Here is a 13,558-nt window from a genome sequence, read left to right as displayed (position 1 = left end):
ATTCGTCCCGGTACTGCGAATCGAGGTACTCGCGGTAGCCGAGCAGGTCGGCGCCGGCGTGGCAGTCGGCCGAAATGACGGTGTAGCGGTCCATGGGCTAGGCCCGCGCGGGCTCGGGCCTGGGGGCCGCGAGCAGGGCGACATCGTCGTAGCGCTGGTGCACGTACGGCAACAGCCACTCCTGCGGCACCCGCGCCGCGATCCGCCCCACCTGGACGGTGCGCCGGCGACACCAGGTGATCGACCTGATCTGCCGAATGACGATGTCGGCCACCGGATCCAACGGCGACTCCCCCAACTCGGCGGTGCCGTCGATGTGCTCCAGCAGCTCGTAGTGCCGGTGGTACTCGCCGTAGACCAGGTGGGGGTCGGTGAGGCCGCCGCCGTCGGGGGCGCGCAGGAACTTGAAGTAGAACTCGGTGTTCATCTGGTCGGGCGGCAACTCCGCCGGACCGGTGATCTCGCCGCTGACTCTGATCAGCTGATAACCCAACCGGTCAACGCCGGCGGTGATACGATCGCCGTCGCGCCCCACCTCGATGCGCGCTAATTTCTTTGGCTCACCGAAGGTTTCGCGCCCGCCCGTGACCGACTGCTCGGTGGACTGGGGCATGAAGAGCGGGTAATCGCCCTCGACGTCGCCGTGTCGGGCCGTCACCGAAAACACCGCCGACCCGAACGGCGCCATGCCCTCGATCCGGACCCGCTGAAGCTGGATGCGCACCAGCGGTTCGGCCGCCGGCTCCAGCGGCTTGGGTAGCACGGCCGCGACGATTTCCGGATCGGTCAGGTAGGTGACGGTCACCGCCTCGGTGGCGATCGGCGCCTTGGTGGCATCGATCTCGTGGTCGACTTGCGCCTCGGGCGGGCGAGGACCGTAGCGGATTACGTTGGCGTTCAACGTTTTTCTCCTTTCGTTTCGGAGCCCTTCCCGGCGTTTTGGCCGAGGACGTCGACCAGGTAGTCGGGGGCTCCACGCGCGAGGATCGATGCCGCCTTGCTGCTCACCACCTGATCGGCCGGGGTGGGCGGGCCCATCATCCAGAAGCGGTCCGCCCGAATTCCGTCCACCACCTGGTCGGCGACCGTCTCGAGCGGGGTGAATTCGACGTGCGCGCCGGCGGCTTCGAAGCGGGCCACGACCTTGTCCAGTGTCTGCTCGGGGGTGCGTCGTTGCTGGGTCGCGGTGTAGCGCTGCGGGCGGTGTCGCCACGACTCCCAGATGCCGGTGTTCAAAAAGCCGCCGGGGAAAAGGACGTGCGCGCGCACCCGCGTCCCGGTCATCTCCAGATGCGTGTAGAGGCTCTCGGTCAGGCAGAGCACCGCCGCCTTGGTCATCGGGTAGACGGCCGTCGCCGGTCCGCCCATGGCCCCCCGGGCGATCGGCGCGAACCCGCCGTTGCCCGAGCAGGTGTTGACCACGTGCCCTTCGCCCTGCTCGAGCAGGATCGGCACGAAAGCCTTGATGCCATGGATGACGCCGAGCACGTTGACGTCGATCCCCCAGCGCCAGTCGGCCAGGTCGTGCTCCCACATGTATCCCTCGGAAACCCCGCCGGTGCCGGCGTTGTTGCACACCACGTGCACCGCCCCGAAGCGGGAGAGCGCCTCCTTGGCCAGCGATTCGACCGAGGAATAGTCGGTGACGTCGGTGGGGACCCCGGCGGCCTCGATGCCCTCGTCCGCGAGTGCCCGGGTCGCCTGGTCCAGCGGCTCGGCGAGGACGTCGGCCAGCACCACCTTCATGCCCGCTTGGCCGAAACGTCTGCCCATGGCCTGGCCGATGCCCCCGGCCCCGCCGGTTACGACCGCCACCTTGCCACGAAGGTCTTCCATTGTGGCCATCGTCACATGGTCACTTATAACACCGCAAGAAGTCGCATTATGCGACCATTACGCCCATGGCGCCGCGCCCCTCACCGCAGACCGAACGGGTCGTGAACCTGTTCGAGCATCTGGCGGGCGAGGGAAGCGGGGGGATGACACTGGCGGAGGTGTCGCGCCACTTGGGCGTTCACAAGGCCAGCTGCCACTCGATGTTGTCCGAGTTGCTCCGAGCCGGCTGGCTGCTGCGCGATCCGGTTCGCAAGACCTACCACCTCGGTCCCGCTCTGGTCCGGCTCGGCCGCGAGGCGGCCACCCGCTACCCGGCCCTGGTGTTGGCCCGTTCCGCGATGGTCGAGCTGTCAGCCGCGACGGGCGCCCACTGCGTTGCCTTCTCGGTGAGCGAGGACTACTCCACCGTCGTCGATCAGGTCCGAAGCCGTCACGGCGGCGGTCACCCGATGCCCATCGGCACCCAGTTTCCCCACCGCCCGCCGTATGGGGCGTCGACCGTTGCCTGGGCGGACGCGGCGGCCCGCGAGCACTGGCTGGCCGCCCTGCCCGACGACGTGCGCGATCGCTACCGCGAGGCCATCACCACCGCCCGGCAGCGCGGCTACGCGGTCGGTCTGCACCTCCTGCCCGATCTGCGCCTGCAGGAACTGGCCCTGATCGTGCGCAGTGCCGAGGTGCGTTCCACCCGGCTGAGCCAGCTGGCGCAGGCGTTGACCGACGAGCTAATCCACCAGGAGGAATGGTTCCCGATCGGCCTGACCCCGGACCGCAGCTACGAGGTGAGCCACATCGACTCCCCGATATTGGGACCGGGTTCCCGCATCGTCCTGATGCTCAGCCTGGTGCCCAGCGCGGAGCCGATGAGCGGCGCCGCGGTCACCCGCCTGGGGGCGCAGCTCTGTTCCGCTACCCGCCGACTGAGCGCCGCGTTGACCGAAGAGTCCGGTTAGCGTCGTTGCGGAGCCAGCCGCTTGAGGGCCAGGCCCCCTTCGAACGGTCGGTAGCCGAAAGCGGCCGGTGCCTGATAGCCCGTGTCCTCCAAGGGAGTGCGCACCTCGGCGACGGTCGGCCCGATCTTGGTGGCCACCGGAACCAGCGCGTCGAGATCGAAACGATACAGGCGACCGGCGTTGCCGCCCAAGATCTTTCGGCATGTGTCCTCAGGCCTGTCGTGCAGGGCCCACCGAATGGCCAACTTGGAGTGGGGCGCAAAGCCTTCCTCGTGGGGATAGTCACTGCCCCACATGATGTGATCGGGGCCCATGAAGTCGATCATCGCGCCGTCGTACGGCATCAGCTCGGTCGCGAAAAAGCAGTTCCGCTGGACGTATTCGCTCGGCGTCAGGGTCAGCTCGTCGACCGACGATCCGCCGAACATTCCGTAGGTTCTGTTGCCCGCCTCAGACTTCATGGTGGGCACCATGGCGTCGAGGACACCGAGTTGCCCGGGCACCCACAGCGTGCCCTGCTCGGTCGGCACGAATCGCAGCGTCGGGTAGCGCTCGAACACCCCGGCCAGGATCAGGTGACCGAGGGTCCGTTGGGCCCAGAGCGCCATTTCGGTGATCAACACCGCGTTCGAGGCCGGTTGGTCCATCGGCATCTCGGGGCTACCCGCACCCGCATGCTGCACCACCGTGAGGTCCAGTTCCGTGCACAGCGCCCAGAGCGGTTCATAGCGGGTGTGAAAAAGCGGGGCCACCTGAGGGTCGCCGGGCGAGACCGGCGGAATGAGCACGCCGCCAAAGCAATCCTGCTCCACACCCCAGCGGATTTCGTCCAGCGCCAGCTCGACATCGTTGGGAAAGATCTGGATCAACCCGCGACGGCGGGCCGGCGCCAGCGAACAGAAATCGACCTGCCACCGGTTGTGGGCCTGCACACCGGCCCAACGCTGCTCGAACTCCTCACGCGTGCGCGGCAGGCTGATGGTGATGTTCGGGGTGGTCGGGAAGAACGGCGGGACCGTGTTAGGCAGCAGCACCTCGGCGGCCACCCCGTCGGCGTCCATCTCGGTGATGCGAAGCTCGTGGTCCCAGTTCCGGTTGGCGGTGGCGACGATCAGATCGTCGAACGGGCTGGCGTACGCCTTGGCCCACGCGTCGAACGCTTCGTGAAGGTGTGCCGGCAGATACGGTTTGTAGTCGTAAAGATCGGCCCCGGCGTGGGTGTCCGTCGAAATGACGACATAGCGATCCAGCGTGTCCCAGGTTGTGGCCATCGCACCTCCAAAAGTACGTCGAGTATACGAGCAACGGATCGAGACGCGAAGGGCGAATGAAAGGTTCGGACCGTGGCCATAGCAAGATGTGAGGCGTGAGTTGGACGAGATACGACGGCAGGGCGCTCGCGGATGTCGCCCTGGACGGCGACGCCCTTCATGCCGAGCTCGAAGACTATATCCGCGTTGACAATCCGCATCTGACGGACGTTCGACTGGAGCGGGCGATCGCGACCGACGCGTACGGCGCCGAACCACTGAAGCGCTGGTATGAGGTCACCTATCTGGCCGAAGACCCCGAGGACAACGTATAGCCTCCCCGCGCAGCGCCCCATTTCCCCGCGCGGACGCGGACCTCGGCGCTAGATTCCTGTCCTGAGCGTTGCAAAGGAGCGGGCCGGTGCGGTCAATCATTGCCGTCGTCGTTGCGGTCGGTTGCGCAGTCACCGCGGTGCCGGCGCCGACGGCCTCGGCCGACGATGACTTCGTTGCCCTGGCCGTGTCGGTCGGCAGCGGACGCGCAGCCGGCTGGGGCACCGGAGGCAGCCAAGACCAGGCAAACCAGATCGCGCTCGCCCACTGCACCGCCGAGGCCGGCGATGTCTGCGAAGTCGTGGCCGGCACGCGCAACGGCTGCGCCTCGGTGGCGTTCGACCGCTCGGGCCGGTTCCAGGGCGGCTCCGGCCCGGACACCACAGCATCCAATGCGGACGCCCTGGCCAAGTTGGGTGCGCCCAATGGACGAATCAAAGCCTCACATTGCTCGTCCTGAAGTCCCATTTCCTTGATAAGGGCTTTCAACCCTCGGCGTATCCCGGCCTGATCATTCCCTGTACAGAGAGCGGCCGAACAACAGCTTCAGCGTTACCCGCAGACTGCCGAGGACACCGATCAAGGTGCGCGGGGATGCCAGCAGCGTGACCGTGCGAGTGCCAAAATCGTCACCGGGTTTCGCGGCGAACCGGTCTGAAATCCACTGCAATCCCGGTGGTATCGACAGCGGGTACAGCAGTGCATGTTCGCTTCCCTGGTCCCGTAGGTAGCTCACTCGGGCCCCCTGAGCCCGGTAGCTTTCCACCAGCGCGTCGATGTGACGCACATTGATGAATTGATCGTGGGTCGCCTGCAGTATCAACACCGGCATCATCGGTGCACTACGACCTAGTCGTAGAGCGTCGAAGAGCCGCGTGATCTCAGGCATAGCGAGGATCTCCTCGAGCGGACGATCCAGAAATCGTCCCGAGCGACGCAAGCAGCCCCGCGCCAAGGCCGCGACCATCGACATCCCTTCCAGCCTGGTGAGCAAAGACTGTCCAGAGGGGTTGGTGTGCGCCTCCACAAGTCGTCGCAAGTCAGGGTATTCGCGCATCAGCGAAGCGACCGCCATGTTCGGCAGCCCCGCATACAGCGATCCGTCAAGGTCGCGAAAAATCGCTCCTGGATCGCCGACGGGTGCGCCAAGCACCGCTCCGACGATATCCAATTCCGGTGCGTAGCTTGCCCACAGCTCGGCGGCCCAGCCGGTGGCAAGGCCGCCGCCCGAATAGCCCCACAACGCGACCGGCGCCGTGCGCGCAATCTCGGCCGGCTGGAAATTTTGTGCGGCCCGAACACCATCAAGCACGCAATATCCGGGTTCGCGTGGCGCTATCCAGCGTCCCCGCGAACCCCCATGATCAGGAACAAGCACCCGCCAGCCCCGACTCAACGCACGGGCCATGGGAACGTACTCCCAAGCCGGCGGGCCTCCAAACACTTTGGCCAACTTGGCGTGGTGTCGCAAAACGTAGGACGGGAACCCGGTCGAGGCAACGGCATCGATGGCGCATTGATAGGACACCACGGGGGCCTCTGGGCCGAGTTTCACCCGTGCCGGCCGGATGACCGTAGTGAGCGCAGCCTGGGGTGCTCCGTTCAAATCGGTTGTCCGGTAAAGCAACTGATACGCGACCACCGCCTGCGGGACGACACCCAGGAAAGCCAGACGGACCTCGCGGGACCGCAGCACTGTGCCCGGGGCGCTCGACTCGAAGCCCTCGGGAGGTCGGCAGAAACGATCGTCGCAGGGCGGTAGTGGCCGCGCTGAATCAACCTCGTGGGGTGCCGACGGGGGAACGTCGTCTGAGATATGACCGGGCTCAACCATCGGAGAAGCCCACCACCATCGAAGCCAGCAGCATGGCCATGTGCTCCCCCTTGAATTGCCAAGGAGGACTCTATGCCGGAACAGATGTTTGGTTCAAGGCCCCAGCGGTGGGAGACCGAGGCGCGGGTTCGGCGTGAACGGCACGGCTTCCCAACCGGTAGCTGAGGCCGCGCCCGAACACGATATCGAGATGGACACCTCGATTTCGGCTATCGTTCACATAAGTCGTCATTGACGTGCCGCCGATTGGCCCGCGCACAGAGGGGAGGCCATGGCTCACCTGAAGGCCGGTTTTGCGAAGCGGTCGGCCGCCTGCGCGATCGCCCTGTTCACCGGCGCGCTGGCCTATGCGGCACCGGTTGCGGCGGATGATGCCGACGATGCGTTCCTCGCGGGCCTCGACAAGGGCGGGATCACGATGTTCGACGACGACGACGCCATTGCGACGGCCCATGCGGTGTGCTCCAGCATCGAAACGAACCCGAACGTATCGATGCTGGCGATCAAACTGACGAAGCAAACGCCCATGTCGGCGAAGCAATCTGGATACTTCATCGGCCTTTCGGTGGCTACCTACTGCCCGGAATACAAAGACGACGTCGACCCGTCGATGGGCTGGCTGATACCACCCCCGATCCTGTGAGAGCGCCAACGCGTCAAGGGGCCGGCGCGACGTCCGCAGGGCCGTTCTCATAGGCCTTGGTCAGCCAGAACACCGTGCGTTCAATCCCGGGCACGATCTCGGTGACGTCGATCTCCCCTTGTGCGAATCGGGCGAGAAGCCCGAAGACGACTCCGGTGAGGATCAGCTCGAGGTCCTTGGCGAATCCCGGATCAGCCTGCGCCAGAACGGCTTTGACGAGGGGGACGACGGCGTCGACCCCGCGCTGGATGAGGCGCTTTCCGCCGGGCCCCGATCGTGCCTGAAAGTAGGAGCGCAACATCAACGGGTGCCGTTCCCACGGTTCGAAGATGGTCCTCATCACGTGCATCAGGTCGACATACATCGAATCGCCGGGCAAATCGTCGATCAGCGACGGCAATCGCGCATAGCGGTTGGTGTCCATCCACCCGTCAAGGGCGGCGACAATCAGCTCGTCCCGCGTCGGATACCGCTTGTAGATGGTCGCCAGGGAAACGCGGGCCCGTCGTGCCACCTCGCGTAGCTGAACGGCCGCATAGCCCTCGCGATCGAGCATCTCCACCACGATGTCCAGGATCGGGTCGGTCTGCCGCCGGGCACCGCCTTCCACGCCCATCGCATCCCATCCGGCTTCTGTTGCCCTCACGGTAACCATGTTACTGTGCCAGGTGAGTAACGGCGTTACTCCACCCTGATCTGGGCTGATGAACAAGGAACGAGGTAGCGCGCCGTGGGTTCATTGGATGGCAAAGTCGCCTTCATCACCGGGGTGGCGCGCGGCCAAGGCCGCAGCCACGCGATACGGCTCGCGCGCGAGGGCGCCAACATCATCGGCATCGACATCTGCGCCGACATCCCCGCCAACGGCTATCCGATGGCCTCCCGCGAGGAGCTGGACGAGACCATCGCCCGGGTCGAAGAGGCCGGCGGCAAGATGTTGGGCACGGTGGCCGATGTGCGCGACTTCGAGCAAGTCAAGGCCGCGATGGATGCCGGCGTCGAGCACTTCGGCCGCCTCGACATCGTGTTGGCCAACGCCGGCATCGCGCCATTGGCGTTCCGCGAGTTGACCATTGAGGAGGAGCTGGCGCAGTGGCGGGCGGTCACCGGCGTCAACCTCGACGGTGCCTATCACACGGCATGGGCGGCCGTTCCGCATCTGCTGTCCGGTAACCGCGGCGGGGTCATCATCTTCACCAGCTCGACCGCCGGCATCAAAGGCTTCGGCGGACTGCAAGGCGGTGGCCTCGGCTACGCGGCGTCCAAACACGGCATCGTCGGACTGATGCGCACCCTGGCCAATGCGCTCGCACCACTGAACATTCGGGTCAACACGGTGCACCCGACCGCGGTCAACACGATGATGGCGACCAACGACGACATGACCGAATTCCTGGAGAACAATCCCGGCGCCGGTCCCCATCTGCAAAATCCGATGCCCGTCGGCATGCTGGAACCCGAAGACATCAGCGCCGCCATCGCCTACCTGGTCTCCGATGAGGCGAAGTACGTCACCGGCGTGACATTCCCCGTCGACGCGGGCTTTTGCAACAAGATTTGATATGTCGATGACCACGAACAACGCAACGGGCCGGGTCGCCGGCAAACGGGTCTTGATCACCGGAGCGGCGCGCGGCATGGGACGCTCGCACGCGGTGCGGCTGGCCGAGGAAGGCGCCGACTGCATCCTCGTCGATATCTGCTCCACCCCGGAGGGTTTGGAATACCCGCTGGCCACCGAGGACGACCTGAACGAGACCGCGAAACTGGTCGAGAAACACGGCCGGCGGGCGATCACCGAAGTCGTCGACGTGCGTGACGAGGCCGCCCTGAAGGCGGCGGTCGACGCGGCCGTCGACGAACTGGGCGGGCTAGACGGCGCCGTCGCCAACGCCGGCGTGCTCACCGTGGGCACCTGGGACACCACCACCGCCGAGCAGTGGCGGCTGGTCCTCGATGTCAACCTCATCGGCGCCTGGAACACCTGCGCGGCCGCGCTCCCCCACCTCGTCGAACGGGGCGGCGGAAGCCTGGTCAACATCAGTTCGTCGGCCGGCATCAAGGGAACCCCGCTGCACGTGCCCTACACAGCGTCCAAGCACGGCATCGTGGGCATGACGCTCGCGCTGGCCAACGAGCTTGCCGCGCAGAACATCCGAGTCAACACCGTGCACCCCACCGGGGTGGCCACCGGAATGGCGCCACCGACGATGCACACGTTGATCGCCGAGCAGCGGCCCGACCTGGTGCCCCTCTTCCTCAACGCGCTGCCCGCGCCGCTGATCGAGGCGTCCGACGTGAGCAATGCGGTGCTCTACCTCATATCCGATGAATCCCGTTATGTCACAGGGCTGGAGCTGAAAGTGGACGCCGGTGTCACCATCCGATGAGGCTTCAGTGTCCGATGGCGTGCGACATGAGCGAGGCGTGCGCACCTTCGCCGAGGTGATGACGTTCGACCCGCCGGAGGGCCAGGGCCCTTTCACCAGTGGGTTGATCGACTTCGTCTTCGGTGAGGTGTGGTCACGGCCGGGGCTCAGCCGCCGCGATCGACGGTTCGTGACGTTGGCCTGTGTCGCGGCGGCCGACGCGCAGGCCCCGCTCGAACAGCACGTCCACGCGGCTTTGAACAGCGGTGACGTCACCATCAGCGAAATGCGGGAAGCCGTCCTGCATTTCGCCGTCTACGCCGGCTGGCCGAAGGCGTCGCGGTTCAACATCGCGGTGGACCAGGAGTGGGCCAAACTCGCCGAGGCACGCGGAGAGCCACCGCCTCCGCCCGAGCCGTTGCTGCCGCTGGGCACCGCCAGCGACCCCGAGCAGCGGCTGCAAGGAGGCGAAAGCTCGTTCAAGGAGATCAACTGCCTGCCGTTCGCGCCGATGCGCGACAACCCGTACTCGGGTGCGGGCATTCTGAACTTCGTCTTCGGCGAGATGTGGTTGCGGCCCGGATTGGGAATGAAGGAGCGCCGGCTCATCACCGTGGCCTGCGTCGCGTTCCAGGATGCCGAAATCCCGATCATGTCCCACGTCTACGCGGCACTGAAGAGCGGCGACGTCTCGTTCGAGGAGATGGACGAATTGGCGCTGCAGTTCGCCGCGTACTACGGGTGCGCCAAGGCGGACTACCTCAACCAGGTGATCGTGGAGCAGAAACAACGGGTGACTGCCGAAAGCCAGGCCGACCAGATGCCCGTCGGCTGACACAACAACGGAGGACACCGCGTATGACGGCAACCGCGTCGTCGCCGCCGCTCTCGGGTGCGTTACTCATTGGCGGAGAACGCATTACCGCGGCGTCGGGTGGAACCTATCGCCACGTATATCCGGGTACCGGCCTGCCCAACGCGGCCATACCCTTGGCGGGTCAGAGTGAGATCGACACCGCCGTCGACAGCGCTTGGGAAGCGCACCGGGAATGGATCTCCTACCCCGTCGATCGGCGACGCGATCTGTTGTTCGCGTTGGCCGACGCGGTGCGCGATCACTTCGCCGAGCTGACCGAGCTCAACGTGCACGACTACGGAGTGCCGATCTCGGTTGCCGGTAACTCCGTACTGACCGAGCGGTTCCTGCGCTACTACGCCGGTTACGCCGACAAGACGCATGGGGCAAGCACTCCCGTCGCCGGCGCGTTCGACGTCAACATCGTCGAACGTGAGCCCTACGGTGTCGTCGGCGTCATCGCCCCGTGGAACGGGCCGCTGGTCGTCGCCGGCGCGGCCGTCGCACCCGCGCTGGCGGCCGGAAACGCCGTCATCCTCAAACCCTCGGAGCTTGCGTCATTGGCACCCGTGCGCTTTGGCGAACTCTGCCTCGAGGCGGGCCTGCCACCGGGATTGGTGAACGTGCTGCCGGCCGGTCCGGAGGGCGGCGACGCGTTGGTCCGTCACCCTCGGGTCGGCAAGATCCACTTCACCGGCGGCCAAGCGACCGCGCAGAAAGTACTCCAGGCCGCATCGCACAACATCACTCCGGTGACGGCCGAATTGGGCGGCAAGTCAGCCTATCTCGTGTTCGCCGACGCCGACCTCGACATGGCCGCGGTGATCGCGGCCCACCAAGGGCCCATCACCCAGGCGGGCCAGAGTTGCGCCTGCGCCTCACGGATCCTCGTCGAAGCGTCGGTCTACGTCCGCTTTGTGGAGAAACTCGTGGCAACGGTGCAGGCCGCGAAGATCGGAGATCCGCTGCAGCCCGACGTCATGTTCGGACCCGTCATCACCGAGAACGCCGCCGAGCGCATTCTCGGCGTCATCGACCAAGCGGTCAGCGAGAAGGCCGGTGACCTGGTCACCGGCGGACGCCGGCTGGGCGGTGACCTCGCGTCCGGCTATTTCATCGAGCCGACGATCTTCACCAACGTCGACAACCGCTCGGCACTGGCGCAGCTCGAGACCTTCGGGCCGGTGGCATCCGTCATGCCTTTCGGTGACGAGGCCGAGGCCGTCAGGATCGCCAACGATTCGCGCTACGGTCTCAACGCCTTCGTGGCCACCTCCAACCTGGAACGCGCACACCGGGTTGCGCGCCGGCTGGAAGCGGGTTCGGTGTGGGTGAACCGGCACAGCGACATCGAGCCCCAAGGCCCCTACGGCGGATACAAACAAAGCGGGTTCGGCCGCACCGGCGGCATCGAAGGCCTCTACGAGTTTCTGCAGGTAAAGAACATTCGCATCGGCATGAGCTGACGAACAAAGCTCCAAAACATCGTGCACATCGGGTATTTCCGCCGAACGGGTACAGTCGCATTCATGAATTTGGTCGAGTGGCTGCGGACCCCCCGCTACTTGCGGACCCGCTTCATGATGGAAACGCGGCCGCTGAACCGGCTGGAGCTGGAGATCGTGTTCCTGGAGCTCGCCGCCCGCGACGCGTTGGTGCGCCTCCCCGTGGCGTTCATGCTCCTGCCGAAGACCCCCCGCCCGTGGCGTGATCAACCGTCGGATCCGGAGCAGGACAAGTAGGGTCCGCGAATACGTTGGCACCCGGGCGATTACGTGTAGGCTCCACCGGCCGGCCACGGGCCGCGGCCTGAGCGGCCGGGGTTCATCTGCCCGTAAACGTTTGGGAGCCGCCGCCGAGTCGGGCATGCTGACAATATGCATGTGATCAACGGGGTCCGTGACCCAGCGGCAGGCTTTCCCCTCGACACCGCGGTCGACGACGCCGGCGAGCGTCGGCAGGCCAACCGCGCCATCGCCGTCAGTGCCGTCGGGCTGGCGTTGACCGGGCTGGTCGAATTGGTCATCGCGCTGTTGTCCGGTTCGGTGGCACTGCTCGGCGATGCGCTGCACAACCTGTCCGACGTCTCCACCAGCGCCTTGGTGTTCGTCGGCTTCCGCGCATCGCGCAAAGTCCCCAGCGAGCGGTACCCGTATGGCTACGAGCGCGCCGAAGACCTCGCCGGCATCGGGGTGGTCCTGGTGATTTGGGGCAGCGCCGTCGTCGCCGGTTTCGAGAGCGTCACCAAGTTGGTTCGTCACGGCGGCACCGGCTACGTGGGCTGGGGCATCGGCGCGGCCGTCGTGGGCGTCGTCGGCAATCAGCTCGTGGCCCGCTACAAACTGTTGGTAGGCAAGCGAATTCGATCGGCGACCATGGTCGCCGACGCCAAGCATTCCTGGCTGGACGCGCTGTCGTCGGCCGGCGCGGTGCTGGGGCTGATCGGCGTGGCACTCGGCTGGGGCTGGGCCGACGCGGTCGCCGGGATCGTCGTCACCGGATTCATCTGCCACGTCGGCTGGGAGGTCACCGCCGACATCGCGCACCGCCTGCTCGACGGCGTCGACCCCGACATCGTCACCACCGCCGAGGCCGTCGCCGCCTCGGTGCCCGGTGTGACGCACGCGCACGCCCGGGCCAGGTGGACCGGGCGGACCCTGCGCGTGGAGGTGGAAGGGTTCCTGAACGCCGACACTTCGCTGGCCGCATCCGATCGGATCGGTCGCAGCGTCGCCGCGGCGCTGACGCCACAGATCCCGGAGATGCAGAGCTTCACCTGGACGGCGCGGGCCGCCTGACCGGAACTCGGCTCAGTTGCCGACGGCGCCTTCGGGTTTCGGGCCGCGGTCCTCACCGGTGATGTACTTCGGGCAGTAGTGGGCGGCCGAGAGGTAGGTGAATTTGGCCGCGCTGGCGCCCTGGAAGGCCGGGTTCTGGTTGCGCAGGTCCGTCACGATCTTCGCGTCCGACTGACCGTCGTCGAGCAGCTCGCACACCGACTTGCCGATGGTGATCGCGTTGCCGCCGTCCTGGTAGGTGATGCCGGCGTCGCGCAGGTCCTTGAGGAAGTCCTGATCGTTGTCGATGTCCGCGTGGGCCGGTGCGGCCAGGCCGATCATGGCGGCGACACCGCAGAACCCCAGGAAAATTCGCACACCGGCCATGTTCCTCCCAAAACCGGCGGCGATGGGCATCTCGACGTCCGCTAGGAGGCGTTCGTGGTGGCCGTGATCGCGCTCGGGCAGTACGTGTGGGCCGCGATGGCCGCGAATTGGTTGGCCTTGTCCTCGCTCAGCGCGGAGTTCTTGGACAGCAGCGTCTTGACCACGTCGGGCATCTGCGTGCCCTGGCCGACCGTGTCGCACACCCATTTGCCCGCGCCTACGGCCTTATCGGAGTCGGAAAAGGTGATGCCGGCCGCGTGCAGCGACGCGATGAACGAGTCGTCGGTGCCGTCGGCGTGCGCCGGCGCGGCCAGGCCGAT

Annotated in this window: 17 protein-coding genes; 10 read left to right on the top strand and 7 right to left on the bottom strand. The window is 66.2% G+C overall.

The annotated features are described in order from the left end of the window. Positions 1 to 97: 97 nt before the first annotated feature. Positions 98 to 901 (bottom strand): acetoacetate decarboxylase family protein, encoded by an 804-nt coding sequence (locus Q0W90_RS18275; protein ID WP_297775611.1) that lies wholly within the window; start codon positions 899 to 901, stop codon positions 98 to 100. After that, entirely contained in the window at positions 898 to 1,836 is a 939-nt protein-coding gene (locus Q0W90_RS18270; protein WP_297775616.1) for an SDR family NAD(P)-dependent oxidoreductase, read from the bottom strand. The genes Q0W90_RS18275 and Q0W90_RS18270 overlap by 4 nt, the downstream gene beginning before the upstream one ends. A gap of 65 nt (positions 1,837 to 1,901) precedes the next feature. On the opposite strand from Q0W90_RS18270, the gene Q0W90_RS18265 reads away from it, so the two are divergent. Beyond that, entirely contained in the window at positions 1,902 to 2,789 is an 888-nt protein-coding gene (locus tag Q0W90_RS18265) for a helix-turn-helix domain-containing protein (RefSeq protein WP_297600474.1), read from the top strand. Here Q0W90_RS18265 and Q0W90_RS18260 read toward each other — a convergent pair. Next, entirely contained in the window at positions 2,786 to 4,060 is a 1,275-nt protein-coding gene (locus Q0W90_RS18260; protein WP_297775608.1) for an amidohydrolase family protein, read from the bottom strand. The two genes, Q0W90_RS18265 and Q0W90_RS18260, sit on opposite strands and share 4 nt — an antisense overlap. Positions 4,061 to 4,155: 95 nt before the next feature. On the opposite strand from Q0W90_RS18260, the gene Q0W90_RS18255 reads away from it, so the two are divergent. Together Q0W90_RS18255 and Q0W90_RS18250 are read left to right on the top strand one after the other, a co-directional pair. Next, entirely contained in the window at positions 4,156 to 4,374 is a 219-nt protein-coding gene (locus Q0W90_RS18255) for a hypothetical protein (protein WP_297775605.1), read from the top strand. Positions 4,375 to 4,460: 86 nt separating this feature from the next. Continuing rightward, on the top strand, positions 4,461 to 4,832 hold the full coding sequence (locus Q0W90_RS18250; protein WP_297775602.1) for a DUF4189 domain-containing protein: 372 nt from the start codon (positions 4,461 to 4,463) through the stop codon (positions 4,830 to 4,832). A gap of 51 nt (positions 4,833 to 4,883) precedes the next feature. On the opposite strand, the gene Q0W90_RS18245 is transcribed toward Q0W90_RS18250, so the two are convergent. After that, positions 4,884 to 5,780, bottom strand: a complete 897-nt coding sequence (locus tag Q0W90_RS18245; protein ID WP_297600501.1) for a lipase family protein — start codon at positions 5,778 to 5,780, stop codon at positions 4,884 to 4,886. Positions 5,781 to 6,477: 697 nt separating this feature from the next. Here Q0W90_RS18245 and Q0W90_RS18240 point away from each other — a divergent pair. Next, positions 6,478 to 6,849 carry a DUF732 domain-containing protein gene (locus Q0W90_RS18240; RefSeq protein WP_297701233.1) on the top strand — a complete coding sequence of 124 codons (372 nt, stop codon included), beginning with the start codon at positions 6,478 to 6,480 and terminating at the stop codon, positions 6,847 to 6,849. Between the two features lie 13 nt (positions 6,850 to 6,862). Here the strand turns inward: Q0W90_RS18240 and Q0W90_RS18235 are convergent, their stop codons facing one another. Further along, the gene (locus Q0W90_RS18235; RefSeq protein ID WP_297701238.1) at positions 6,863 to 7,465 is read right to left on the bottom strand and encodes a TetR family transcriptional regulator; all 603 of its coding nucleotides are present in this window, start codon (positions 7,463 to 7,465) and stop codon (positions 6,863 to 6,865) included. 114 nt (positions 7,466 to 7,579) lie between these two features. Between Q0W90_RS18235 and Q0W90_RS18230 the strand changes: the two genes are divergently transcribed. The 6 genes from Q0W90_RS18230 (at position 7,580) to Q0W90_RS18205 (ending at position 12,872) form a co-directional block, all read left to right on the top strand. Next, on the top strand, positions 7,580 to 8,410 hold the full coding sequence (locus Q0W90_RS18230) for a mycofactocin-coupled SDR family oxidoreductase (protein WP_297775599.1): 831 nt from the start codon (positions 7,580 to 7,582) through the stop codon (positions 8,408 to 8,410). A 7-nt stretch (positions 8,411 to 8,417) separates the two neighbouring features. Then, positions 8,418 to 9,239, top strand: a complete 822-nt coding sequence (locus tag Q0W90_RS18225; protein ID WP_297701236.1) for a mycofactocin-coupled SDR family oxidoreductase — start codon at positions 8,418 to 8,420, stop codon at positions 9,237 to 9,239. Positions 9,240 to 9,297: 58 nt separating this feature from the next. Continuing rightward, the gene (locus tag Q0W90_RS18220) at positions 9,298 to 10,053 is read left to right on the top strand and encodes a carboxymuconolactone decarboxylase family protein (protein WP_297600507.1); all 756 of its coding nucleotides are present in this window, start codon (positions 9,298 to 9,300) and stop codon (positions 10,051 to 10,053) included. A 23-nt stretch (positions 10,054 to 10,076) separates the two neighbouring features. Continuing rightward, positions 10,077 to 11,540, top strand: coding sequence for an aldehyde dehydrogenase family protein (locus Q0W90_RS18215; RefSeq protein WP_297775597.1), 1,464 nt, complete (start codon positions 10,077 to 10,079; stop codon positions 11,538 to 11,540). A gap of 63 nt (positions 11,541 to 11,603) precedes the next feature. Continuing rightward, positions 11,604 to 11,816 (top strand): hypothetical protein, encoded by a 213-nt coding sequence (locus Q0W90_RS18210; RefSeq protein WP_297775594.1) that lies wholly within the window; start codon positions 11,604 to 11,606, stop codon positions 11,814 to 11,816. A 135-nt stretch (positions 11,817 to 11,951) separates the two neighbouring features. Then, positions 11,952 to 12,872, top strand: a complete 921-nt coding sequence (locus Q0W90_RS18205) for a cation diffusion facilitator family transporter (protein ID WP_297775591.1) — start codon at positions 11,952 to 11,954, stop codon at positions 12,870 to 12,872. A 12-nt stretch (positions 12,873 to 12,884) separates the two neighbouring features. On the opposite strand, the gene Q0W90_RS18200 is transcribed toward Q0W90_RS18205, so the two are convergent. Both Q0W90_RS18200 and Q0W90_RS18195 read right to left on the bottom strand, forming a co-directional pair. Next, positions 12,885 to 13,229, bottom strand: a complete 345-nt coding sequence (locus Q0W90_RS18200; protein WP_297602175.1) for a DUF732 domain-containing protein — start codon at positions 13,227 to 13,229, stop codon at positions 12,885 to 12,887. Between the two features lie 50 nt (positions 13,230 to 13,279). Beyond that, a partial coding sequence (locus tag Q0W90_RS18195; protein WP_297775588.1) for a DUF732 domain-containing protein occupies positions 13,280 to 13,558 on the bottom strand: 279 nt, incomplete at its 5' end.

The sequence above is a fragment of the Mycobacterium sp. genome, assembly GCF_025933915.1.
Classification (GTDB): Bacteria; Actinomycetota; Actinomycetes; order Mycobacteriales; family Mycobacteriaceae; genus Mycobacterium.
The sequence above is the reverse complement of the archived record's forward strand: the minus strand, read 5'-3'. Positions and strand labels throughout refer to the sequence as shown.